The organism is Kitasatospora sp. NPDC058218 (assembly GCF_042882445.1).
In the GTDB taxonomy this organism is placed as follows: Bacteria; Actinomycetota; Actinomycetes; order Streptomycetales; family Streptomycetaceae; genus Kitasatospora.
On record NZ_JBHVWC010000065.1, the window covers coordinates 20,215 to 41,908 of the forward strand.

Annotated in this window: 18 protein-coding genes; 10 read left to right on the top strand and 8 right to left on the bottom strand. The window is 74.6% G+C overall.

Translation table 11 applies throughout. The features are described 5' to 3' along the window. Positions 1 to 519 precede the first annotated feature (519 nt). Both ACFVYI_RS33490 and ACFVYI_RS33495 read left to right on the top strand, forming a co-directional pair. Positions 520 to 786 (top strand): hypothetical protein, encoded by a 267-nt coding sequence (locus ACFVYI_RS33490; protein ID WP_380571329.1) that lies wholly within the window; start codon positions 520 to 522, stop codon positions 784 to 786. A 233-nt stretch (positions 787 to 1,019) separates the two neighbouring features. Next, on the top strand, positions 1,020 to 1,457 hold the full coding sequence (locus tag ACFVYI_RS33495; protein WP_387892562.1) for a YjbQ family protein: 438 nt from the start codon (positions 1,020 to 1,022) through the stop codon (positions 1,455 to 1,457). Positions 1,458 to 1,480: 23 nt separating this feature from the next. On the opposite strand, the gene ACFVYI_RS33500 is transcribed toward ACFVYI_RS33495, so the two are convergent. Then, positions 1,481 to 2,209, bottom strand: a complete 729-nt coding sequence (locus ACFVYI_RS33500) for a DUF1990 family protein (protein WP_387892563.1) — start codon at positions 2,207 to 2,209, stop codon at positions 1,481 to 1,483. A gap of 207 nt (positions 2,210 to 2,416) precedes the next feature. On the opposite strand from ACFVYI_RS33500, the gene ACFVYI_RS33505 reads away from it, so the two are divergent. Further along, complete coding sequence (locus ACFVYI_RS33505) at positions 2,417 to 2,638, top strand: hypothetical protein (RefSeq protein WP_387892565.1); 222 nt, start codon at positions 2,417 to 2,419, stop codon at positions 2,636 to 2,638. Between the two features lie 62 nt (positions 2,639 to 2,700). On the opposite strand, the gene ACFVYI_RS33510 is transcribed toward ACFVYI_RS33505, so the two are convergent. Together ACFVYI_RS33510 and ACFVYI_RS33515 are read right to left on the bottom strand one after the other, a co-directional pair. After that, positions 2,701 to 5,748, bottom strand: a complete 3,048-nt coding sequence (locus tag ACFVYI_RS33510) for an AAA family ATPase (RefSeq protein ID WP_387892566.1) — start codon at positions 5,746 to 5,748, stop codon at positions 2,701 to 2,703. After that, positions 5,745 to 6,914 (bottom strand): exonuclease SbcCD subunit D, encoded by a 1,170-nt coding sequence (locus tag ACFVYI_RS33515; RefSeq protein ID WP_387892567.1) that lies wholly within the window; start codon positions 6,912 to 6,914, stop codon positions 5,745 to 5,747. The genes ACFVYI_RS33510 and ACFVYI_RS33515 overlap by 4 nt, the downstream gene beginning before the upstream one ends. A 530-nt stretch (positions 6,915 to 7,444) precedes the next feature. Here ACFVYI_RS33515 and ACFVYI_RS33520 point away from each other — a divergent pair. The 4 genes from ACFVYI_RS33520 to ACFVYI_RS33535 all read left to right on the top strand — a co-directional run bounded on the left by ACFVYI_RS33520 (position 7,445) and on the right by ACFVYI_RS33535 (position 10,744). Continuing rightward, entirely contained in the window at positions 7,445 to 8,359 is a 915-nt protein-coding gene (locus ACFVYI_RS33520) for a hypothetical protein (RefSeq protein WP_387892569.1), read from the top strand. 205 nt (positions 8,360 to 8,564) lie between these two features. Then, complete coding sequence (locus tag ACFVYI_RS33525) at positions 8,565 to 9,233, top strand: hypothetical protein (RefSeq protein WP_387892571.1); 669 nt, start codon at positions 8,565 to 8,567, stop codon at positions 9,231 to 9,233. Between the two features lie 4 nt (positions 9,234 to 9,237). Next, positions 9,238 to 9,726, top strand: coding sequence for a glyoxalase (locus tag ACFVYI_RS33530; RefSeq protein ID WP_387892572.1), 489 nt, complete (start codon positions 9,238 to 9,240; stop codon positions 9,724 to 9,726). A 217-nt stretch (positions 9,727 to 9,943) separates the two neighbouring features. Beyond that, positions 9,944 to 10,744, top strand: a complete 801-nt coding sequence (locus ACFVYI_RS33535; RefSeq protein ID WP_387892574.1) for an SGNH/GDSL hydrolase family protein — start codon at positions 9,944 to 9,946, stop codon at positions 10,742 to 10,744. Between the two features lie 107 nt (positions 10,745 to 10,851). On the opposite strand, the gene ACFVYI_RS33540 is transcribed toward ACFVYI_RS33535, so the two are convergent. The 3 genes from ACFVYI_RS33540 to ACFVYI_RS33550 all read right to left on the bottom strand — a co-directional run bounded on the left by ACFVYI_RS33540 (position 10,852) and on the right by ACFVYI_RS33550 (position 13,666). Beyond that, a complete protein-coding gene (locus ACFVYI_RS33540) occupies positions 10,852 to 11,730 on the bottom strand; it encodes a nitroreductase/quinone reductase family protein (RefSeq protein ID WP_387892575.1) in 879 nt (292 codons plus the stop codon). A 267-nt stretch (positions 11,731 to 11,997) separates the two neighbouring features. Further along, positions 11,998 to 12,828 carry a hypothetical protein gene (locus tag ACFVYI_RS33545; protein WP_387892577.1) on the bottom strand — a complete coding sequence of 277 codons (831 nt, stop codon included), beginning with the start codon at positions 12,826 to 12,828 and terminating at the stop codon, positions 11,998 to 12,000. Between the two features lies 1 nt (position 12,829). Beyond that, positions 12,830 to 13,666 (bottom strand): sigma-70 family RNA polymerase sigma factor, encoded by an 837-nt coding sequence (locus ACFVYI_RS33550; RefSeq protein ID WP_387892579.1) that lies wholly within the window; start codon positions 13,664 to 13,666, stop codon positions 12,830 to 12,832. 766 nt (positions 13,667 to 14,432) lie between these two features. Between ACFVYI_RS33550 and ACFVYI_RS33555 the strand changes: the two genes are divergently transcribed. Then, positions 14,433 to 14,666 (top strand): hypothetical protein, encoded by a 234-nt coding sequence (locus ACFVYI_RS33555; RefSeq protein WP_387892580.1) that lies wholly within the window; start codon positions 14,433 to 14,435, stop codon positions 14,664 to 14,666. Between the two features lie 42 nt (positions 14,667 to 14,708). Here the strand turns inward: ACFVYI_RS33555 and ACFVYI_RS33560 are convergent, their stop codons facing one another. Further along, a complete protein-coding gene (locus ACFVYI_RS33560) occupies positions 14,709 to 15,839 on the bottom strand; it encodes a polysaccharide deacetylase family protein (protein ID WP_387892619.1) in 1,131 nt (376 codons plus the stop codon). Between the two features lie 212 nt (positions 15,840 to 16,051). Then, positions 16,052 to 17,881 carry an AMP-dependent synthetase/ligase gene (locus tag ACFVYI_RS33565; RefSeq protein WP_387892582.1) on the bottom strand — a complete coding sequence of 610 codons (1,830 nt, stop codon included), beginning with the start codon at positions 17,879 to 17,881 and terminating at the stop codon, positions 16,052 to 16,054. Positions 17,882 to 18,417: 536 nt separating this feature from the next. Between ACFVYI_RS33565 and ACFVYI_RS33570 the strand changes: the two genes are divergently transcribed. Continuing rightward, the gene (locus ACFVYI_RS33570; protein WP_387892584.1) at positions 18,418 to 21,276 is read left to right on the top strand and encodes a nitrate- and nitrite sensing domain-containing protein; all 2,859 of its coding nucleotides are present in this window, start codon (positions 18,418 to 18,420) and stop codon (positions 21,274 to 21,276) included. Then, complete coding sequence (locus ACFVYI_RS33575) at positions 21,273 to 21,692, top strand: roadblock/LC7 domain-containing protein (RefSeq protein ID WP_387892585.1); 420 nt, start codon at positions 21,273 to 21,275, stop codon at positions 21,690 to 21,692. Before ACFVYI_RS33570 ends, ACFVYI_RS33575 begins: the two co-directional genes overlap by 4 nt. Positions 21,693 to 21,694: the final 2 nt, after the last annotated feature.

Genomic DNA, 21,694 nt, shown 5'->3' on the forward strand with positions numbered 1-21,694 from the left:
TCCCGAGCCTGGCCACCGCAGCGTCGAGGCGGCCGGGCAGTGGCTCGGGGGAGCCGGAGTTCTTCATCAGTCGAACGCACGGTTGAGCAGTGCCTGAGCAGGGCTCGCGCTTGCGCGGTCGATGAAGATATTGCTTGGAGGTTTCCTTCGCGTCAATCCCTCGATTGTGTTCACTTTCTGAACTGTTCGCTCCGAATGCTCGGAGCTGCTTCCGCAGGCGTGCGGGGCGGCCGCCGGTCGCGGCCGGGCACCACCGGTCGTGATCGCCGGTGACCCTGCGCGCCCGGCGCGTGCCTCTCAGGCAAGCGCCGGGCGCGTGACCCCGCGGCACCGGTGACGTGTGGCCGGTCGTGCACCATCATTGATGCCTAGTCGTGATCGCCCCGGGTGGCCCCTGGTGCGGCGTCAGTTGACGCCGCACGATACGGTGGAAGTACACCAGGACGGTTGCGCGAAGGCCGTCTGTCACGGATAGTCTTCGCCTCACGGCCCTGGCGCCTCGTAGGGGTGGGAATACTGATGGAACACATGCAAGTGCGGTCTCGGCCCCGCGTGCCGGCGATCCAGTGCGGAGTCGGCGCGACCGGCCGTCGGATCGAGCGTCACCTGGCTGTGCTCGGCGCGCCCGCACTCCCGGCGGTGGACACCGCCGAGGCGCTCGGGTTGATAAGGGAGCTGACGCCGCGCGGCGCCGGTACCCCGACCGCGCCGCGCCGCCACGTGCGGGTGTCGTTGCTGGCGCCACTGCGTCGGCTGCGGCGAAGCCTGTTCGGCGGTCGCGGCTAGGGCTTTCAGCCCTCGCGCCCACCGGCATCCGGCCCGACGGACCTCAGGGACCGTCGGGTCTTTGGCGTGTCCGGGTCCCCCGTACCCCGTACAGGGTGCCCCGGCGAGGGCATCGGGCGCATGACCGACCGGCAGCCGCCCGAACCGTCCACCGTACGGCACCGTGCCCCGGTGGCACGGAGAGTCGGCGAGGCGGTCCCCGGTGCCCCCGGCCGTGGGTGAGGATGATGGTCATGGCGGACAACATCAACTCCACGCCCTTCCACTCCACCACCTTCGAGATCACGACCGGCAGTCGCGAGGTCGCCCTCGACATCACCGACCGCTGCGCCGAGTTCCTCAACGACCGGGCCGCCGGCCGCGACGGTCTGCTCAACGTCTTCGTGCCGCACGCCACGGCCGGAATCGCCGTCCTGGAGACCGGTTCGGGCAGCGACGACGACTTCCTCGCGACGCTGCGCGACCTGATCCCCGCGGACGACCGCTGGCGCCACCGGCACGGCAGCCCCGGCCACGGCCGCGACCACGTCGTCCCCGGCCTGGTCGCCCCGCACGCCACCCTGCCGGTGATCGGCGGCCAACTCGCGCTGGGCGTCTGGCAGTCCGTCGTCCTGATCGACACCAACGGTGACAACCTGCGCCGGACGGTCCGGCTCTCCTTCCTGGGCTGACCGGCGGCGCCCGGGCCGACCGGCTACCGCGTGGCGCCCCGGCCGTCGGACAGGCCCGAGGTCTCGGGTGCGACGGGCGTCTCGGGTGTGCCGGGGGTCTCGGGTGTGCCGGGCCCGGGGAACTCCTGGGCCGTCCCCACCTCGGCCGCCCTCCCGGGGGCCTGCGCCGCGGCCGCCGGAGGGACGGCCGCCGCGGAGACGGCAGCCGTGGCCACGGCTGCGAGGTAGCGCTCGATCGCCAGGTACTGGCAGAGCACCGACACCGGACGGCCGAGCCGCGCGTACCAGGAGGCGAGCCGGGCGAACGCGGTGACCTCGAACCAGACCTCACCCGAGGCGTCCATGCTCACCAGGAACGCCTCCTCCCCGCACTCCGGGTGCCCGGGCAGCGTCCCGTACGCGAAACCGATCCGGTCCGGCTCGTCCACCGTCCACACCACCCGGCAGGGGATCACCAGCCGGGGCCGCCGCAGTCCGGGCAGGCTCAGTCGCAGCAGGACGGTCGCGCCCTCCTCGGCCGGCGCGTACGGGTGGACGGCGAAGCCGCTGCCCAGCTGGCTGCCCCAGCCGAGCACGTACCGCCCGGCCCGCTCCAGGACGTCGGGCCCGTGTCCGAGGTGGATCCGCCGCCGCAGCTGCGCGTAGCCCGCGGGCAGCCGGGCGTGGCGGGTGGCGCCCACCTCCGGATAGGTGGGGGAGGCGGCGCGGGCGGCGAGCAGACGCCGGTGGAGGGCGGTGGGCGCTTCGGGCACGGGCCCACCGTAACCGGGGCCGGCGGCCGGGCCCGGGGCGGGTGGGCGAGCGGGGCGAGGTTCCGGCAGCGGGGTCCCCGCGCCTCCTCCTCCCGGCCGCTGCCCCGCCGGGCTCGGCGCCTTCCCGGCCGCTGCCCTGCGGGCCGCCCGGTGCAGTCGCCGGGCCCGGCCTTGCCGCAGGGTGGGGACGCGGAGTATCAAGGCGGCATGAGCGAAGCGGTGAAGAACGACGACGGCCCGGTCTGTGAACTCGCCCCCGGCGGAGCGGGGCCGGAGGCGGCCCTGGCGCACGACCCGGAGCTGACCGGGCCGCGCGCGGACTGCGTGCTGTGCGGGGAGCCGACCGAACTGCCCGCCGACCACCCCGGCAGCACGCTCTGCCCCGTCTGCACCTGGCAGCAGGCGCAGCGGATCGCCTGTTCCGGCTGACGGAGGAGCCTCCGAGCCCCGAGTTCGGCGGCCCCGGTGCCTCGGGTGTCTCCGGGGGCCCGCTAGCTGTCCTCCCGCCCGGCCAGCGCCAGGGTGGAGCCCCGACGGCCCTTGCGAACCATCAGCTGGGCCGGGATGCGGCTCTTCAGATCGGCGACGTGACTGACGATGCCGACCGCGCGGTCCCGCTCGCGCAGGCCGTCGAGGACGTCCATCACCTCCTCCAGGGCCTGCTCGTCCAGCGTGCCGAAGCCCTCGTCGATGAAGAGCGTGTCCAGCGGCATGCCGCCCGCCTCGTCGGTGACCACGTCGGCGAGACCGAGAGCCAGGGCGAGCGAGGCGAAGAAGCTCTCGCCGCCGGAGAGCGTCGAGGTGTCCCGCTCGGTGCCGGTCCAGGCGTCCACCACCCGCAGGGCGAGGCCCGAGCGCTTGTTGCCGGTGCCCCGGCCGTCGCTGTGGACCAGGGTGTAGCGGCCGCCCGACATCCGGACCAGGCGGGCGCTCGCCGCCGCCGCCACCTGCTCCAGCCGTGCCGCCAGCACGTACGACTCCAGTCGCATCCGCAGCCGGTTCTCGGTGGAGGTGCCGGCGGCGACGGAGGCCAGCCGGTTGATCCGGGCGTACCGGTCCAGGGCCGGGGCCAGCGAGGAGGCCAGCTCCGCCAGCTGCCGCCCGATCCCGGCCAGCGCCGCGCAGCGCTCGCCGGCCGCCTCGTGCGCGGCGTGCGCCCGGCGCAGCCGGCCGGTGGCCGCCAGGAGCGCGGCCTGCGTGCCGGGCAGGTCGGCCGGCGGGCGGGCGGCCGCCTCGGCCAGCTCGGGCAGGGCCAGCTGCTGCTCCGCCGCGGCCAGCGCCGAGCGGTGCCCGGTCAGCCGGGCCTCCAGCCGATCACGTTCCTCCCGGGGCAGCAGGACGGCCGTCGCCTCCTCCGGGCCCGGGAACCCGGCCGCCGCGGCGGCCCTGGCCAGCTCGTCGTCGGCCTCCTTCAGCCGCAGCGCCGCGTCCGCGCAGACCCGGGCCGCGCCGGCGACCGCCGCCACGCCCCCGGCCAGGCGGGCCAGCGCCGAGGCCCGGCCGGACACCGAGGCGGCGTCGCCGCGGGCCGCGGCCACCCGGCGGGCCAGCTCCTCCTGCTCGCCGCCGAGCGTCTGGACGCGGGCGGTCAGCGCGGCGGTGCGCTCACCGGCGTCGCGCAGCGCGCCCAGCTGACGGGCCTGGTCCTGCGCCAGACGCTCCAGCTCCCGGGTGACCGGGCCCAGCCCCTCGGCCGCCCGCAGTGCCTCGCGGTGCTCGCGCCCGAGCGTGCCCAGCGCCTCGGCGAGCGCCGCGACGCTCTCCGGTCCGGCCGCCCCGGCGGCGGTCGCCTCGCGCACCCGCAGGCCCGCCAGCTCCCGCTCGGCGGTGTCGGCCACCTGCTCGGCCTGCGCCTGGGCGGCCCGGGCGCGCTCCTCGTCCTGCGCACCGACCTGGCCGCTCGCCGGCCGGGCCGGCTCCGGGTGCTCGGGCGAACCGCAGACCCGGCAGGCCTCGCCCGCCCGCAGCTGCGCCGCCAGCTCGGCGGCCATGCCGGTCAGCCGGCGCTCCCGGAGGTCCTGGCTGTGCTCGCGGGCATCGAGTGCCTCGGTGCGCCGGGCGAGTGCCCGGGGCTCGGCCAGGGCGATCGCCGCCCGCAGCTCGTCCCGGAGGCGGGCGGCGGCCAGGCGCTCGGTCAGCTCGCCGTGCCGGACGTCCAGCTGCTCGACCCGGGCGCCGGCGGCCCGGGCGGCGGACTGCTCCTCCTGGAGCGCGGCGAGCCTGCCGTCGAAGTCGGCCAGCCAGTCGGCCGCCTCCTCGGCGAGCTCCTCGGCGCGCCGTCGGTCGGCGTCCAGCGACGCCTGCTCCCGGCGGAGCTCCTCGCACCGCCGCTCGTCGGCCCGGGCCGCCTCCAGCCGGACCACCTCGGCCCGCAGCCGGTGTTCGGCCGCGGCGAGCTCCTCGGCCTCGGCGCGGGACAGCGCCCGGCCCTCGGCGACCGGCGAGTCGGCCAGCGCGGCGCGGTGGCGGCGCTCCTCCTCGCGGGCCGCCCGGTGCGTCGCCCCGGCGGCCTCGCGCAGGTGCAGCACCGACTCCACCCCGACGGCCGCCCGGGCCGCGGCCAGCCGGTCGACGTCACGCTCCATCGCCGGCGCGCCCTCGGCGAGGCGGGCCGCCTCCCGGGCGGCCTCCCGGTGGCGGCGCTGGCGCCCGGCCAGCTCGTCGGCGGCGCCCCGGGCCGCCTCGGCCCGGCGGTGGCCGGCCTCGGCGCCGGCCAGCGCGGCTCCGGCCACGGCGAGTTGCTCGGCGGCGCCGCTGCGCAGGATCGCGGCCCAGCCGAGCACGCCGGAGGTCAGGTCGACGGCGGGGTGCGCCTCCTCCTCGGCGGGCACCCAGCCGGCGGCGGGTTCGGCCTGCGGGCCGGCCGCCTGCTCGGCCTTGCTGGCCAAGTCCCGCAGACGCCGGCGGCCGGTCTGGACGGCGGCCTCGTGCGACCGGCGCTGCTCGGCCAGCCAGGCCTCGACGTGCTGGAACCGCTCGGTGTCGAACAACCGCCTGAGCAGCTTGCCGCGTTCCTCGGAGTCGCCGCGCAGGAACCGGGCGAAGTCCCCCTGCGGAAGCAGCACCACCTGGCAGAACTGCTCCCGGCTCATCCCGATCAGCCGGTGGATCTCCTCCCCGGCCTCCTGGTGCGACTTGCTGACCGCCCGCCAGCCCGGCGTACCGTCGCCGCTGTCGGCGACCCACTCGCGCAGCAGTGTCTGGGCGCGCTCGACGGTCGTGCCCTTGCCGACCTTCTTGGGGCGCAGCTGCTCCGGCAGACGGGTGATCTCCAGCCGCCGCCCGCCGAGCGTCAGCTCCAGCCGGACCTGGGTGAGCCGCAGCGGATCGGCGTGGTCGCTGCGCAGCCGGCCGGCCCGCCGGGCGCCGGGCACCTCGCCGTAGAGGGCGAAGCAGACGGCGTCCAGCACACTGCTCTTGCCCGCACCGGTGGCCCCGCGCAGCAGGAAGAGGCCGCCGGCGGCGAGCGCGTCGAAGTCCACCGTCTCGGTGCCGGCGAACGGCCCGAAGGCGGTGATGGTCAGCCCGTGCAGTCTCATCGGGGCAGCTCCGCCTTCCGGTCGTCCGACTCCCGGACGGTCTCGAAGCCCTCGCGCAGCCAGCCCAGCTCGTCCGCGTCCGGTTCGGCGCCTGGGCGCACGTGCCGCAGGAACCCCTCGGCGATCTCCAGGTCCGCCCGACCGCTGACCCGGGCCGCGTAGGAGGGGGAGGCGGCCGCCCCGCTCTCCTGGGGGTCGAAGAGCAGCTGCAGGGTGTGCGGGAAGCGGCGGCGCAGCTGCTCCATCGGCTCGCTCGGGCGGCCCGGGTCCGTCAGGGTGGCCTGGACCCAGGACTGCTCGTGCTCGGCGTGCCGCGGGTCGGACAGCAGCTCGTCCAGGCGGCCGCGCAGACGGGCCAGCGGGCGCGGCTGCGGGCAGTCGATCCGCTCGGCGGCGATCGAGCCGTCCGCCGCGAGGTCGACCAGCCACATGGTCTTGCGGTGGGTGGTCTCGGAGAAGGAGTAGGCGAGCGGCGAGCCGCTGTAGCGCAGGTGCGGGGCGAGCGTCTGACAGCCGTGCAGGTGACCCAGCGCGGCGTAGTGCACGCCGTCGAAGACGGACGCGGGGACGGCCGCGACGCCGCCGACCGCGATGTCCCGCTCGCTGTCGCTGGGTGCGCCGCCGGTGACGAAGGCGTGCGCCAGCACCACCGACCGGGTGCCCCCGGGACGGGCCGCGAGGTCGGCCCGGACGGCGTCCATGGCCGCGCCGAGCACCGCAGCGTGGCCGCCGCGCGCCAGCCCGAAGCGCTCGCGGACCAGCGTCGGCTCCAGGTAGGGCAGCCCGTAGACGGCGACCGGCCCGTGCTCGTCGGACAGCAGGACGGGCACCGCGCACTCGCCCGGGTCCGTCCGCAGGTGGACGCCGGCCCGGCCGATCAGGCCCGCGCCCACCCCCAGGCGGCGGGCCGAGTCGTGGTTGCCGCTGATGAACACCGTCGGCACGCCCAGGTCGGCCAGCCGGTGCAGCACGTCGTCGAACAGGGCGACCGCCTCCAGACCGGGCAGTGCCCGGTCGTACACGTCGCCGGCGACGAGCACGGCGTCCACGCGCTCGGCCCGGACCACCGCCACGAGGTGGTCCAGGAAGGCGCGCTGGGCGTCGTGCAGGCTCTCCCGGTGGAAGGAGCGGCCGAGATGCCAGTCGGAGGTATGCAGCAGTCGCATGGTCCCCGACCATAACGTCCGGCACCGACAACGCGGGCGTGACCGGGATTCCCACCCGTCCGCGGGAACCCCTCGGGCGGTCGCTCAGGGTGGATTGTCAGTGACGGTGTGTATGTTCTCGATCGCCGGCCGCTTCGGGCCCCGGGGCGGCGCGGCACGAGCCCCTGGGAGGAAACATGTCCGTCCGGTTCCCGTTCCTCGACGGCCGCGGTGTCCGCGAGGCCGGTGTCCGCGAGTCCGGCGTGCGCGCGTCCGGTGTCTCCGCGCCCGCCGGGCAGGTCGGGTGCCCGGCGCCCGGTGGGTGCGCCCGGCGCACGGCGCACGCCCGGGCGGGGCAGCGGCCGGGTCCGGGCGGGCCCACCGCGGGAGGTCCGCCCGGTGGCCCGCCGGGCGGACCTCCGGGTGGCCCGCCGTCCGGCGGTCGGACTCCGGGTGGTCGGGCCGGTGGCAGGGCAGCCGGCGGTGGAGGCGGCGCCGGAGCCCGGTCCCGGCGGCGGGGTGGCTCGCGCGGTGTGCCGCCGCCGCAGCCGGTGGCAGTCGCGCTGGCCGTCCACGCCGCCGACTTCGCCGAGCTGGCCCGGCACGGCCTGTTCGGCTCCCTCGCCTTCCGGGAGTACCTGCGGCGGGCGGAGGCCGGGCTCCGGGCGCTGCGGGGGCAGGGCGTCGAGGTGCACCTGCGGGTCTTCGAACCGGCCGACTACGCGGACTACTGCGAGGCGTTCGGCCTCGACCCCGGCTCGGCGGGCGCGCGCGTCGCGTACGCGGCCGATCCGGAGCTGGCCGGCGAGCCCTTCGTCTACGGCGGCGAGCGGCTGACCGAGCTGCTGCCGGTGCTGGCCGACGACCACCTGGCCCGGGTGCGGATCTCGATCGCCTGCGCCGTGCTGGTGGACGCGGTCGGCGACGGCCCGTCCGGGCACGCGCGTCTGGTGGCCGTGATGCACCACGTCACCTCGGTCTACCTGGCCCTCGCCGAGGGCGCCGGGGAGGGCGGCCACCTGCTGACCCTGCGCTGCCACGGCCCGGAGGACGGCGAGCACCTCACCGCGGCGGCGGACGTGCGCACCGACGGCGGGCAGCTCTTCGTCGGCGGCCGGGACGCCGAGGCGTTCTGCGCGACCCTGGCGGCCGGGGTGGCCCTCGGCGGCGCGGGCGCGCTCCTGCTGCACGGGGCCCCCACGACACCCGGCGGCCAGGTGGTGCGCGGCTGGGCCCTGGCGGCCGGCCGGCTGCGGCCGATGGCCGTCCGGGAGGTGGTCGACGCGCTCGCCGACGACGCGGCCCTGGGCGTGCCCTTCCCGTCCGGGGCCGTTCCGCTGCCGGGCTTCCCGCTGCCCGCGCCGCCGCCCGGGATGCCGTCGTCGTCCGACGCGGACCCGTGGCCCGGCGGGGCCTCGTCCGACGGCGGCGACCTGGGTCCGGAGGGCGGTGAGCCGCTGCGCTGACCACCCGGGTGAGGTCTCCGTGTCCACCAAGCGGCGCTGGGGACTGTTCATCGACCGCCTGTTCGGGGAAGATTTCGGGGAAGATCAACAGGAGAAGCGTGCGGTGCCCCATGCCGTCGCCTCCCACCGCTCCGCCCTGTACCGCGCACGCAGGTCCTCCCCGCGCACCGCCGGTCCGGCGAGCCCGACACCGAAAGGGGGACGCATGAGCCGGATCGAGTACAGCGCGGAGATCGCCGAGCTGCTGGGCAAGGTGCGGCGGCGTCCCACGGCGGGCTGGCCGTGGCGGCCGGGCGAGCGGGTCCCGGTCGGGCTGCCGGTGAAGCAGTCGTGGGGCTGGCTGTTCGCACCCGACGGCCGGGTGCTGACCCTGATCAACCCCAAGGACGGCATCGTCTCGCTCCCCGGCGGCTCGCTGGAGCCCGAGGACGACGGCGACCCGGGCTCCGCCCTGGCCCGTGAGGCGGCCGAGGAGGCCCAGGCGGTGATCGGCACGCCGTACTACCTCGGCTACCTCTACGACCGGGTCGGTTCGGCGAACGGCGGGCACGAGTGCGCCCGGGTCCGGATGGCCGCGGCGCTGCGGGCCGTCGGCCCCAGTGCGGCGGATCCGGCCTCGGGCCGGCACTACCGACGGCTGCTGGTCGCTCCCGGCCTCGCGGTCGAGCTGCTCGGCTGGGGCGGTCCCGGCCTGCGCCAGGCACGGGCGGCGGTCGCGGCCGGCGCCCGGTGGCTCGGGGTGCCCTCGGCCGCCAACGAGGCGATCGAGGAGCTGCCGGTCGAGGGCTGCGAGGTCTTTCCCGGCGCGGTTCACCCGGGTCCGGGTGCGGTTCTTCCGGGTCCCGGCGGCGGGGCCCGGGCGGGTGGGGAGTGAACGGGTGACGGTGCCGGACCAGGTGGGGCTCTTCCACCACGTCGAGCTCTGGGTGGACGACCTCGCCGCCGCCGAGGCGCAGTGGTCCCCGGTGCTGCTCGCGCTCGGCTGCGAGCCGTTCCAGCACTGGCCCCGGGGTCGTAGCTGGCGCCTGGGGACGGCCTATCTGGTGATCGAGCAGTCGTCCGCGCTGTTGCCGGGCGGCCATCAGCGGCTGCGTGCCGGGCTCAACCACCTCGCCGTGCACGGGTCGCGCGCGGCGGTGGCCGCCGCGCTCGCGGCCGGGTGGGCGGTCCGGGTGGACACCGGCGAGGCGGTGCACCTGATCGACGGTCAGGGCTTCGAGCTGGAGATCGTCTGCACGCGAGATCAGAACGCTCCGGCGACACCCGCTGCTCAGTCGCCGCCTCCGGCCGCCACGCCCGGGCCGGCTCCGGCCGTCGCTCCCACCCCGGATCCGACCCCGGATCCCGGCTCCGGCGCGCGCGAGTGACGGCCCGTCGGGCCGCGCGACCGTCCCCCGAACGGGTATCGGCGACCGGCCCCGTCGGCGGCGCCGCCGGGGCCTGACCAGCGCACTTCCCGTATCTCGCCGGGAAGTTCACTCCATCGTTGTCAGACTGACCGTCAATTGCCTTGGCATGACCACTTCCCGGGTTAGCTACCGCCTGGTATCACAGGTGTGACTCACGTCACTTCCTGGAGGTGTCATGCTACGCCCCACCCGTGCCATGTCCCTGGCCGCCCTCGCGGCCCTCCTCACGCTGACCACCCTCTTCACCGCCACGTCCGCCAGTGCCGCCGGCACCAACTACGTCGCCCTGGGGGACTCCTACGCCTCCGGTGTCGGCGCCGGCAGCTACACGGCCGACAGCGGCAGCTGCAAGCGCAGCACCAACGCCTACCCGTACCTCTGGAAGAACGCGCACGCGCCGTCCTCCTTCTCCTTCGTCGCCTGCTCCGGCGCCAGAACCGGTGATGTGCTCAACGGCCAGCTCTCGGCGCTGAACTCCGGCACCACGCTCGTCAGCATCAGCGTCGGCGGCAACGACGCGGGCTTCGCCAGCACCATGCAGACCTGTGTGCTGGACTCGGAGAGCGCCTGCCTCAACGCCGTCGCCACGGCGAAGGCCTACGCCACCAACACCCTGCCCGGCCAGCTCGACCAGGTCTACGCGGCCATCCACGCCAAGGCTCCCAACGCCCGCGTGGTGGTGCTGGGCTACCCCCACCTCTACAAGATCGGCGGCAGCTGCATCTTCGGCATCGGTGACACCAAGCGTGCCGCGATCAACGGCGCGGCCGACACGCTCGACGGTGTCATCGCCAAGCGGGCCGCCAACGCCGGCTTCGCGTTCGGCGACGTCCGGAGCGCCTTCACCGAGCACGAGATCTGTGGTTCCAGCACCACCTGGCTGAACAGCACCACCCTGCCCGTGGATGAGAGCTACCACCCGAAGGCCTCCGGCCACTCGGGCGGCTACCTCCCGGTGTTCTCCGCGCAGGTGTAGCCGGCGCGGTACCCGGGTGCCGGCCGGTCCCGTCCACCTCCGTGGCGGGGCCGGCCGGCGCAGTGGTCCCAGCGCTACAGCTCACCGCTTCGGCTCGCCGTCCCGGCTCACCGCCCAGGCGGGAACGGGATGTCGGCGAGCACCGGCAGCAACGTGTCCTCCTCGTGGGCCAGATGCGCCTCCAGCTCGGCCGACATCCGCGTCAGCTCCGCCCGGAACCCCTCGGGATCGGCCACCCCGATCCCGGACAGCAGGGCCACCAGCTCGTCCTTGATCCGGCCGACCACCCGGTGCTCCTCGCCCAGCCGGTCCAGCGTCGGGCGCAGGTGCGGGTGGCTCCGGGCCAGGGCGGGGAAGATCGCGGCGTCCTCGCCGGTGTGATGGTGGGTCAGCCCCTCGCAGAACGCGAGGCAGTGCTGCCGGATCTGCAGCCCGAGACCGGGCGGACGGCCGCCCCCCGGCGGCCCGTCGGCGAAGTACGCGTCCACCTCCGTCCGCACGTGCCGCAGCTGGCCGCGCAGCCAGGTGTGGACCTCCAGCAGCTTGTCCGCGAGGCTGGTCACCTCGCGCGGCTCGGTCGCGTCCCGCTCCAGCACGACCACCGGCAGCACCCGCCCGGTGTGCGCCTGGTAGTCGCCGTACCCCGGTGCGGCGCGGACCACCGCCTCGAACAGCTCGTCACGCCGGTCGCCCTCGGCCGGCACCGCGATCGCCTCGAAGGTCTCGGCGCCGAGTTCCACCCGTACCACGGGGTGGGCCAGCAGATTGCGGTACCACTGCGGGTGATCCGGTGCCCCGGCGGCCGACGCGACCACCAGCAGCAGGCCGTCCGCGCGGACGTAGCCGAGCGGCACCGTGTGCTGCTGCCCGGTCCGCGCGCCGGTGGTGGTCAGCAGCAGCAGGTCACCGCCCTCGAAAGGTCCGCCGACCCGACCGGCGTTGGCACGGAATTCCTCGATGATCGTTTGATTGAAAGACATGGGCATACGCCTGTGGATTCTCCGAAACATGGGGAGTGAAGGCCACGGCGGCGCACGGTTGCGGCGCGGCAGGCAACAGGGCGAAGCGAGCGCGCGCGGGCACCGCCGCGGCCGCTCGGGTCAGATCAGGGGAGCGGAGTGAGAACTCATCGCGCATCGTCCCTCGGTGAAAGGTGCTCGCTCGGTTGCCGGCCGGCCCAGTTCTCTTTGGCCGACACCACGCTGCACGCCCTCATTGAAACCATCGGGTCCACCCCGTGTCAACGGGCAAGATCATGTCTGCGGACGCGCATGCTCCCACTGGAGAAGCACAGCCGTCGCGTCGTCATGGCACTTGCTGCGTGGCCACCGCAGGCAGGTCGGATCGGACCGCTCAAGCTCCCGCGTGCGGTTGATGATCCGACGGGGCCCGTACTCTTCGAGGTCTTCGAGGAGGTCCGGCCAGGTCAGGGTGCCGAAGTCGTCGACCGCTCTGGCGGCACCGTCGGTGAGGATCGCCGCAGACCGGACGTCCGAGAGACGGGCCGCGCCGGTCAGCGACTCTTCGGCCGCTTTGGGATCCGCCGCAGCGACCCAGTAGCCGTCGACCGTGTTCATCACCTCACGTTGGGCCCTGGCCAGGGCTATTGTGCGCCCGCTCGGACGAAGCGACCTCAAGTCGGCCGCCAAGGCCGCATGCTGTGCCCCGGTGATCTGTGAGACGCGATGGTCGGCGATGATCTCGACGGTGGTGGGAAGCCTGACCGCCACTGTGGTGTCAGCGAGAACAAGCCACTCCAGGAATTCCCCGTGAACCCTTGCGACAGCGACGGTGGCGGAGGGGGTGAACGGGTTCCCCAGATCGCACATGGTGGAGTGTGCCTGTGAGGTTCCGAGTATCGAGTCGGCCAGGCATTCCGTCAGGCTCGCTCGCGGGTCGGCGGCCCGACTGTGAAGCAAGGCTCCGAGCGTTCGGACGAACCAGGGCACGCCGTGGACGCAGCCGGTGTCCAGGACATCGGGGAGGCCGGCGCCATCGAGCACGACGACGGCGTCCGGGCCGGCCAGAGCGAAGTCCTCGTTGACTCCGCCGGGACGTGCCGCCGTTGCGAGCGAGACGAGCATGTCAGGCTCCCCCGTGCAGCAACACGCCCGTCACGGAGTGGCTTGCCAGGATGCGGTTTGTTCCCGCCTCGTACTCGCACCCGATGACCATGGAGAAGGGGTCGGCTCCCGCCTCCTCGTAGAGGTCGGCGATGTGCTCGGACAGATAGTGCGCGGCTCCCATGGAGCCGGCCGCGTGCACACCGGCGATCAGCAGGAAGGTGCCCTGACCATCGGGGCGGGGGAGGCGTCCGAGATAGGCCACGTCGGCGGGCCGGGGTTCGTCCGGATCATCGGTAGGGGAGATGTGTGCCTGGTCGCGTTCTCGATCGATCAGTGCCCAGCGTCCGTCGTCCAGAGTCTTGAACGACAGGCGCGGGTCGGCATCGAGGGCTTGTGCGATGACGGGGGAGCTCTTCGGACCGCAGATGACCACCAGGCCGGCGCGGTTGAGGTCAACCGCGCCGGATGCCGGGATGTACTCCAGGTCGCCGTCGAGCTGGAGCCGGTGTCCGACATTGATCAGTTGCTGCCCGGCGGCACTGTCCTCCATGGCCACGTAGTCCCGGTCGCCCGCGCGTCGGGGAACGGCGACCAGCAGCCGGTGCATGCCGAGGAATGAGCGCTCGGCGGGCGGGCCGGCGTCCTTGAGCTGGGCAACCCTCGCGCGACTGATGCCCATGAGCTTCGCGACCTCGGCCATGGACAGTCCGTTGCTGCGCAGCCATGCGATGCTCTCCTTCCGCATGCGGGAGGTCTCGATCACTGCCGCCTGGAGTTGCTCCATCAGCTCGACCGACGCTTTGACGCGCAGGCGGTGATCCTTGATTGCTGCGAGGCGCTGCACTTCATCGATCACGGCGCGGTGCCTTCCGGCCGACCTGAGCTGCTGATCCCATGGGCACATGGTAAGGGGGACTTGACACTCTGGCCAACGGCCTGCTTGCCTGGTGTTAATCCCCCCTTACCAAAGGGGGTTTGACCGCCTGGATGGTAACCCTCCCTTAGCGGTATGTGAGGGTGGGTGCCGAGTCAGGACGACTGCTTGGGAGCTGCCGATATGACTCGCCGTGTCCAGCGGGCTGACCTTCCCGCGTTCGTCCGCGAGGCGGTAGAAGCCGAGCTTCGCGGCCCGGTCCGCCTGATGAGGTTGCTCTCCGGCGAGTTCGGCTCCGAGATCGCGGCGAAGCTCGTGGCACCCACGGGGAGCGTGTTCCTCAAGGCGAGACATATCGAGCATCCGCGTGCGGAGGGCCTGTGGCGCGAGGCGGAGGTGAATCCCTACGTCACCCGGGTGGCGCCGAGGCTGCTCTGGCGGGTGGAGGTGGACGGTTGGCGGCTGCTCGGATTCGAGTGCGTCGAGGGACGCCCTCCCGCGTACGGGCGCGGGTCGCGGGATCTGCGGCAGATGGCCGGGCTGCTACGGAGGCTGGCCCGGCCGGTCCCTCCGGAAGTGCTGTTGCCGCGCGCGGAGGAGCGGTGGGCCGCCTGTGTTGACGACCCTTCCGTGCTCGCCCGGTTCGCGGAGGACGCGCTGCTGCACACGGACCTCGCGCGCGAGAACGTGCTGATCCGGGGCGGGCGCACGCGGCTGGTGGGCTGGGCCTCGGCCATGCGGGGGGGCGGTGTGGATCGACCCCGCGCTCTGGGTGCTCCGGCTGATCGCCGAGGGCGGTCAGCCAGCGGCGTACGCGGAGGGCTGGGCGTGTGGGATTCCCGCCTGGGAGGAGGCCGACTCCGAGGTTCTGGACGCCTTCGCGCTGGCGGGCGTCCGGCGTTGGGAGGACGACCCGGTGCTGGGGCCGGCCGCCCGGCGGTGGCGCGCGCACCGGTTGGCCGGGGACCGGCCGATGGTGTGAGTCGCGCCGCCGCTCCCCCGGAGCGGCGGCGCGGCGTGCTGGCTACCGCAGGTAGGAGGTCAGGCCGGCCGGGGTCAGGCCGGCCGCTTCGGCGGCGGCGAGGGCCCGCTGGAGGTCCCCGGCGAGGGTGTCGGTCCAGTGCATCAGCACGACGTCGCCGGGCGACAGGGTGCCTTCGTGCCAGATGTTGGAGGCGCCCCAGCTGAAGTCGGCGTCGGCGGTCAGCACGGTGCGGATGCCGCAGTTGGCGGCGGCCTGCAGGGTGTCGGCGTTCCAGGTGAAGTACGGCGGGCGGAAGACGGTGGGGGCGGTGCCGAAGGTCCGGGTCAGGGCGTCGCGGGCGTCGCAGATCTCGACCTGCTGCTCGGCGGGGGAGAGCGTGGTCAGGTCAGGGTGGGAGACGCTGTGGTCCTGGACGGAGGAGCCGGGAACGGCGGTGACGCGCCGGAAGAAGTCCGGGTCGGTGGCGGCCGGCATCGGCAGCGGGAAGGCGGTGATCGGCAGCTTGTGGTCGGCGATGAACCGCTCCGCCTCGGGGGTGCGCTGCCAGCCGTCGTCCACGGTGAAGAAGACGACCCGGTCGCTGGTCGGCACCGAGCCGGCGGCGGTCGCGGGGGCGGCGGCCGGGCCGTCCACGCGGACGTCATCGACGGCGAACGGGCCCTGCTGGTACCAGCCGTGGACGTACAGCCGCGCGGTGCGCGCGGTGGGCCCGGTGGTGAACCGGGTGGTGAGCTTCTGCCAGCCGCCGTTGGTGTTCTCCGTCCAGGCGGGGGCGACGTCGCGGCCGGTGCCGGTGGCGCCGAGGTAGACGAACGCGCCGCGCACCCAGGCCGAGGCGGTGTACGTGGTGTTGGGCTGGACCGAGACGGTCTGCGCGCACTCGCCGTTGGAGTCGTCGCCCGCCGGGGTGACGGCGAGGGCGGAGCCGCCGGAGTGCGGGGCGGTGGTGGTGACGCCCGCTTCGGCGGGGCCGCCGGCGCAGCGCCAGCCGGGGACGCTGCCCCAGTCGGCGAGCGAGGAGGCGGGGATCTCGAAGCCCGGGTTGGTGGCCAGGTTGACGGTGGGAGCCGAGGGCGCGGACTCGGACTCGGCGGAGGCGGACGCGGGGGCCGCGAGGCCGCAGACGGCGAGCAGCGTGCAGGCGGCCAGCGCCGACAGGCGCGAGGACATGGACACGTGAGGACTCCTGCGTGGGGGCAGTGGGAACACACCCGTGGGGAGGGCGTGTGGAACGGGGTGGAGCGCTCCCCGAGGGGTGGGAGCCGTCGGCGTGCCGCACTCGGACCGAGGCAAAACAATGGACTGGACCACTCGGATCGTCAAGGGAGCGGCGAGCCGCGGACGGGTCGTACACCGTGCCACAAAAGGGACAAGACGCACCGTCAGGGGGTGTAGAGCTCCTCGATGTCCGGCCGGTAGTACTCGGTGATCGCCGATCGCCGCAGTTTCAGCGAGGGTGTCATCAGGCCCTGGTCGATGCCGAACTCCCGGGGCAGCAGGCGGAACGCGCGGATCGACTCGGCTCGCGAGACGGCGGTGTTCGCCGCGGCCACCGCCCGCTGGATCTCCGCGTGCAGCTGTTCGTCGGAGAGCACCGCCCACGGGTCCAGCTGCTCCCGTCCGTGCGACTTCAGCCAGTGCGCCAGCGCCGGCGGGTCGAGCGTGATCAGCGCGGCCACGTACGGGCGGTCGTCGCCGACCACCAGGCACTGCGAGACCAGCGGGTGCGACTGCACCCGTTCCTCCAGCGTGGCCGGGGCGAGGTTCTTGCCGCTGCTGGTGACGATCAGGTCCTTCTTGCGCCCGGTGAGGGTGAGGTAACCGTCCTCGTCCAGCCGGCCGAGGTCCCCGGTGCCGAACCAGCCGTCGTACAGCGACTCCTCGGTGCACTCCGGGTGGTTGAGGTAGCCGCCGAAGACGCCGGCGCCGCGGACCCACACCTCGCCGTCGTCGGCGACCGCCACCGAGGCGCCCGGCACCGGCCGGCCGACCGTGCCCAGCTTCTGCCGGCCGGCCGGGTTGGCGGTGATCGCGGCGGAGGTCTCGGTCAGGCCGTAGCCCTCGTACAGGCTGAGGCCGATGCCGCTGAAGAACAGCGCGAGGTCCCGGTTGAGGGTCGAGCCGCCGCACATCACGCCGCGCACCCGGCCGCCGAGCACGGCCCGCAGCCGCTGGTAGACGGTCCGCTCGTACGCCAGGTGCCGCAGTCGCAGCCGGGGGCCCGGGCCGGGGCCGTCGCCCAGTGCCCGCTGCTCGCGGGCGGTGGCCCACTCGACGGCCACCTGCCGGGCCTGCTCGAAGAGTTCGCCGCGCCCGGCCTCCTCGGCGGCCCGCCGGGCCTGCTGGAAGACCTTGTCGAAGACGTAGGGGACGAGGTGCAGGAAGGTCGGCCGGTAGGAGGCGAGCGCGGGCAGCAGGGCCTCGGTGGAGACCTCGGGGATGTGCCCGATCCGGAAGCCGCCGCGGATCGCCGCGATCTGCACCGTCCGGCCGTAGACGTGCGCCAGCGGGAGGAAGAGCAGCGTGGACGGCTGGCCGCCGCCGGTGTCCGCGAAGACCTCGGCCCAGCCGTCGAGCAGGGCGTCGGCCGCCGAGGCCAGATTGGCGTGGGTGAGCAGGCAGCCCTTGGGCCGGCCGGTGGTGCCGGAGGTGTAGACGACGGTGGCGACGTTCTCGGCCGAGACACCGAGCCGCTGACGGTGCACGAGCGAGTCGGGCACCCCCCGCCCGTCCTCCGTGATCGAGGCGACGCAGCCCCGGTCCAGCTGCCAGATGCCGGTGAGGTCGGGCAGCGCGTCGCAGACCGCGCCGACCGTCATGGCGTGGTCCTCGTCCTCGACCAGGCAGGCCACCGCCTGGGTCTCGGCAAGGATCCAGCGGACCTGCTCGGGCGCCGCGGTGGGGTAGATCGGGACGGTGATCGCGCCGATCGACCAGAGTGCGTAGTCGAACAGCGTCCACTCGTAGCGGGTGCGGGACATCAGTGCGACCCGGTCGCCGTACCGGATGCCCCGGGTCAGCAGGCCCTTGGCCAGCGCCAGCACCTCGTCCCGGAAGGCGGTCGCGGTGACCTCGTGCCACTGCGGGTCGCCCTCCGCGCGGCGGGCCAACTGGATCAGGCCGGAGGTGCGTTCGGCGGTGTCGTAGAGCGAGTCGGCCAGCCCGCCGGTGGCCGGGGGCCCGGCCGGTGCGGGGGAGGTGAACTCGCGCACATTGCCCCCGATCCCGTTGCGGCCCCTGCCTGCCGGGCCCGTACGGGCGTCCGGATCGGCGGCGCGCTGAACGGTCGGGCAGGTGGAGCGAAACTATCGGATTGCTCTGTCACTGCCCAGGGTTGTGACCGTGACGCGACGAGATCGGCACCGGCCCGTGTGGAAAGTGCCGTAGTGGGGGATGGCTGGGACGGGTGTCCGAGGGGTGAATCCGGGAGGTCCGGGATGATTCGGACATGATCGGGGTGGGGGTGCGGAGAGGGCGGGTTCGACCCTCGAACGAGTGGTCAGGGCGTAGTAGGCTCTCGCAGACCCGCGACCGGGGCCTTCCGGCCGGGCCTGCTCCGACCGCCGAAAACCCCGAACGAAACCCCGCGGGAACACCCCGGGGGAACGCCCCGCAAGAGCACCACGAAGACCCTCGCACCATCCCGCAGGACCCCCGCACCGCCGCCGAACCGCCACCGCCCGCCCCTGCCGACCGTCCCTTCGAACCGCTCCCCGTCCGCGCCTGGCACTTCCCGACCGAGGACTCCATGCGTCTGCGCAGCAGCTCGATCCGCGCGAAGATCATCGCGCTGCTCCTGGTGCCCATCGTCGCGCTCACCGCCCTGTGGGTGTACGCGACCCTCGCCACCACCGGAGACGTCTGGAGCCAGTTGGCGGTCAGCAGTACGTACAAGGAGTTCGGCAAGCCGGTCGACCAGTACGCCTACGACCTGCAGAACGAGCGCCGTGCCGCCGTCCAGCGGCTGGCCGATCCGTCCTCGCAGGCCGCCCGGGACGCCTTCGAGCGGGCCCAGGCCGTCACCGACCGGGACCTCACGGTGCTGCGGGAGAAGAAGACCGGGGACGGCGGCAAGCTCGACGCGGCGCAGCGCGGCCGGTACCTGCAGATCCTCGCGGCCGCCGACCAGCTGGCCCCGCTCCGCAGCCAGATCAGCCGCTCCGCGCTCAACTGGGAGTTCGCGCTCGGCCAGTACGGCGACCTGGTCAAGCCCACCTTCGGCTTCCGGTCCGCCTTCGTCGCCCGCCAGAGCGGCCAGCTGCCCCGTCAGGGGACGATCCTGATCGAGCTGGCCCGGGCCCGCGAGTACCTCTCCCAGGAGGACGCGGCGATGGAGGGCCTGCGCACCGCCCTCGGCCGGCCCACCGCCGAGCAGTACCAGATCGCCCTGGACGCCCTGCACAACCAGCAGGCGCTGTTCACCGTCTACATCGCCGAGCTCGACCCGGTCGACCAGAGCGACTACATCGCGCTGCGCGGCGGTGAGGCCTGGGCGGCGCTGGCCCGGGCCGAGGCCGACTTCGTGGGCGCGGGCGGGCCGGAGCGGGTGGTCCAGGCGATCAACGGCGACTCCTGGCGGGAGACCGCCGACCGGGCGCTGGGCGACCTCGCCGCGATCAACACCCGGCTGGCGGGCGCGATCGGCGACCGCGAGCGCTCGTACGCGATCGGGCTGCTCTGGCGCGGCGGCATCGCCGGTGCGATCGGCCTGGTCGCCGTGGTGCTGTCGGTGATGATCTCCTACCGAATAGGCCGGGGCCTGGCCCGCGAGCTGATCGGCCTGCGCAACGCCGCCAACGAGCTGGCCGGCACCCGGCTGCCCTCGGTGATGCTGAGGCTGCGCCGGGGCGAGGCGGTGGACGTCGCGACCGAGGCGCCGGAGCTGCAGTTCGGCCCGGCCGAGATCGGTCAGGTCGGGCGGGCGATCAACGCCGTCCAGCGGGCCGCCGTCGAGGCGGCCGTCGAACAGGCCGACCTGCGGCGCGGGGTCTCGGCCGTCTTCGTCAACCTGGCCCGCCGCAGCCAGGTGCTGCTGCACCGCCAGCTGACCCTGCTGGACACGATGGAGCGCCGCACCGAGGACCCGGCGGAGCTGGAGGACCTCTTCAAGGTCGACCACCTCACCACCCGCATGCGCCGTCACGCCGAGGGCCTGATCATTCTGGCGGGGGGTTCCCCGGGGCGGGCCTGGCGCAAGCCGGTGCGGATGGTGGACGTGGTCCGCGCCGCCGTCGGCGAGGTGGAGGACTACGCCCGGGTGATCGTCCGGCCGTTCCCCGGCACCGGGCTGCTCGGCAGCGCGGTCGCGGACGTCACCCACCTGGTCGCCGAGCTGGTCGAGAACGCCGCCGTGTACTCCCCGCCGAGCACCCAGGTGACCGTCCAGGGCGAGGTGGTGGCGCACGGCTTCGCGTTGGAGATCGACGACCGGGGGCTCGGGCTGAGCGAGCAGGCGCTCGCCGAGATCAACGAACGCCTCGCGGTGGAGCAGGAGTTCGACCTCGCGGACACCGACCGTCTGGGCCTGTTCGTGGTCAGCCGGCTGGCCCGGCGGCACGGCATCCGGGTCCACCTGCGGCCGTCGCCGTACGGGGGGACGACCGCGGTGGTGCTGATCCCGCGCGAGCTGCTGGCGGACGCGTCGGACGGGCCGGCGGCGGCCGCCGGGACGGCGCCCGGTCGGCGTGCGGTGCCGGCCCGGCACGGCGAGCGCGACCTGGTCGTGGTGCCCGCGCCGGGCGGCGCGGGCGGCGGGGGCGGGGCCGCTGCGAGCGGCGCGGCCGACGGCGGGGCCGGAGTGGAGGGCCGCCGGGCCGGTGGGACCGCGCCCGACCAGGGCGGACGGCACCGGGGGAGCGGCGGCCCGCGTCCGTCGGCACCCGAAACGGCCCGTACCCCGGGCGGTCTGCCGCGCCGGGCCCGGAACAGGAGCGGGCCCACGCTGGTGACGGCGTCGCCCGACGAGGCCGGCCGGGGCTCCGGCCGCCACCGCCGGGAGGGCCTGGCCGCGCCGGAGGGCGCCGAGGCCGGTCCGCAGGACGTCGGCGCCCGCCGTCCGGACGGCGCTGCCGCCGGCACCGCGGGCCGTACGCCGGTCGAGCAGCCGCAGTCGGCCGCGCGGACCGCCGCGCCGCGGACTGCCGAGCCGCAGCCGGCCGCGCAGGTGTCGGCCGGGCCCGGCCCGCTGCCGCGCCGCGTCCGGCAGGCCAGCCTCGCCCCCCAGCTCCGGGAGCGCGCCGTCCAGGAGCCCGCGCGGACCGCCGCCGAGACCCTCCGGGAACGCTCGCCCGAGGAGGCGCGGGCGACGTTCGCCTCCTTCCAGCGCGGCTTCACCCGGGGGCGCGGATCCGCCGCCGCGGCGCCGGTCCCGCCCGCCCGGCCCGCCGCCGTGCCCGGCTGGCAGCCGTCGGACCCGACCCGTCGCGCGATCACCCCGGCACCGGCTCCCGCGGCCCTGCCCGCCCCGCCGCCCGGCGACCGGGCCCCGCTAGCGCGCCGGGTGCCGGGCGGGCCGCTCGCCCCGCGCGCCGCACAGACACCACCCTCAACACCCGCAGTACAGGCACCACCCGCACCACCCGCTCCAGCGGAAGGAAGAGATTCATGACCACTTCGACGCAGTCGTCCGGGGACCTCAACTGGCTTCTCGACGATCTCGTGGGGCGCGTCGCGGCCCTGCGGCACGCGGTGATCCTGTCCAGCGACGGACTGGCCACCGGGGCCTCCCGCGACCTCGACCGCGAGGACGCCGAGCACCTGGCCGCCGTCGCGGCCGGCTTCCACAGCCTGGCCAAGGGCGCCGGCGGGCACTTCAAGGTCGGCGGCGTCCGCCAGACCATGGTCGAGCTGGACGAGGCCTTCCTCTTCATCACCGCGGCCGGCGACGGCAGCTGCCTGGCGGTGCTGAGCGAGGCCGAGGCCGACATCGGCCAGATCGCGTACGAGATGGCCCTGCTGGTCAAGCGGGTCGGCGAGCACATGGCCGCCGAGCCGCGCACCGAAGTCGCCCCGCCGGGGAGATGAGC

Excerpts from the sequence above, each read along its gene's own strand:
- ACFVYI_RS33490 (WP_380571329.1), top strand. The coding sequence starts at position 520 with ATGGAACACATGCAAGTGCGGTCTCGGCCCCGCGTGCCGGCGATCCAG.
- ACFVYI_RS33495 (WP_387892562.1), top strand. The coding sequence starts at position 1,020 with ATGGCGGACAACATCAACTCCACGCCCTTCCACTCCACCACCTTCGAG.
- ACFVYI_RS33505 (WP_387892565.1), top strand. The coding sequence starts at position 2,417 with ATGAGCGAAGCGGTGAAGAACGACGACGGCCCGGTCTGTGAACTCGCC.
- ACFVYI_RS33510 (WP_387892566.1), bottom strand. The coding sequence starts at position 5,748 with ATGAGACTGCACGGGCTGACCATCACCGCCTTCGGGCCGTTCGCCGGC.
- ACFVYI_RS33515 (WP_387892567.1), bottom strand. The coding sequence starts at position 6,914 with ATGCGACTGCTGCATACCTCCGACTGGCATCTCGGCCGCTCCTTCCAC.
- ACFVYI_RS33525 (WP_387892571.1), top strand. The coding sequence starts at position 8,565 with ATGAGCCGGATCGAGTACAGCGCGGAGATCGCCGAGCTGCTGGGCAAG.
- ACFVYI_RS33535 (WP_387892574.1), top strand. The coding sequence starts at position 9,944 with ATGCTACGCCCCACCCGTGCCATGTCCCTGGCCGCCCTCGCGGCCCTC.
- ACFVYI_RS33540 (WP_387892575.1), bottom strand. The coding sequence starts at position 11,730 with ATGCCCATGTCTTTCAATCAAACGATCATCGAGGAATTCCGTGCCAAC.
- ACFVYI_RS33545 (WP_387892577.1), bottom strand. The coding sequence starts at position 12,828 with ATGCTCGTCTCGCTCGCAACGGCGGCACGTCCCGGCGGAGTCAACGAG.
- ACFVYI_RS33560 (WP_387892619.1), bottom strand. The coding sequence starts at position 15,839 with ATGTCCTCGCGCCTGTCGGCGCTGGCCGCCTGCACGCTGCTCGCCGTC.
- ACFVYI_RS33570 (WP_387892584.1), top strand. The coding sequence starts at position 18,418 with ATGCGTCTGCGCAGCAGCTCGATCCGCGCGAAGATCATCGCGCTGCTC.
- ACFVYI_RS33575 (WP_387892585.1), top strand. The coding sequence starts at position 21,273 with ATGACCACTTCGACGCAGTCGTCCGGGGACCTCAACTGGCTTCTCGAC.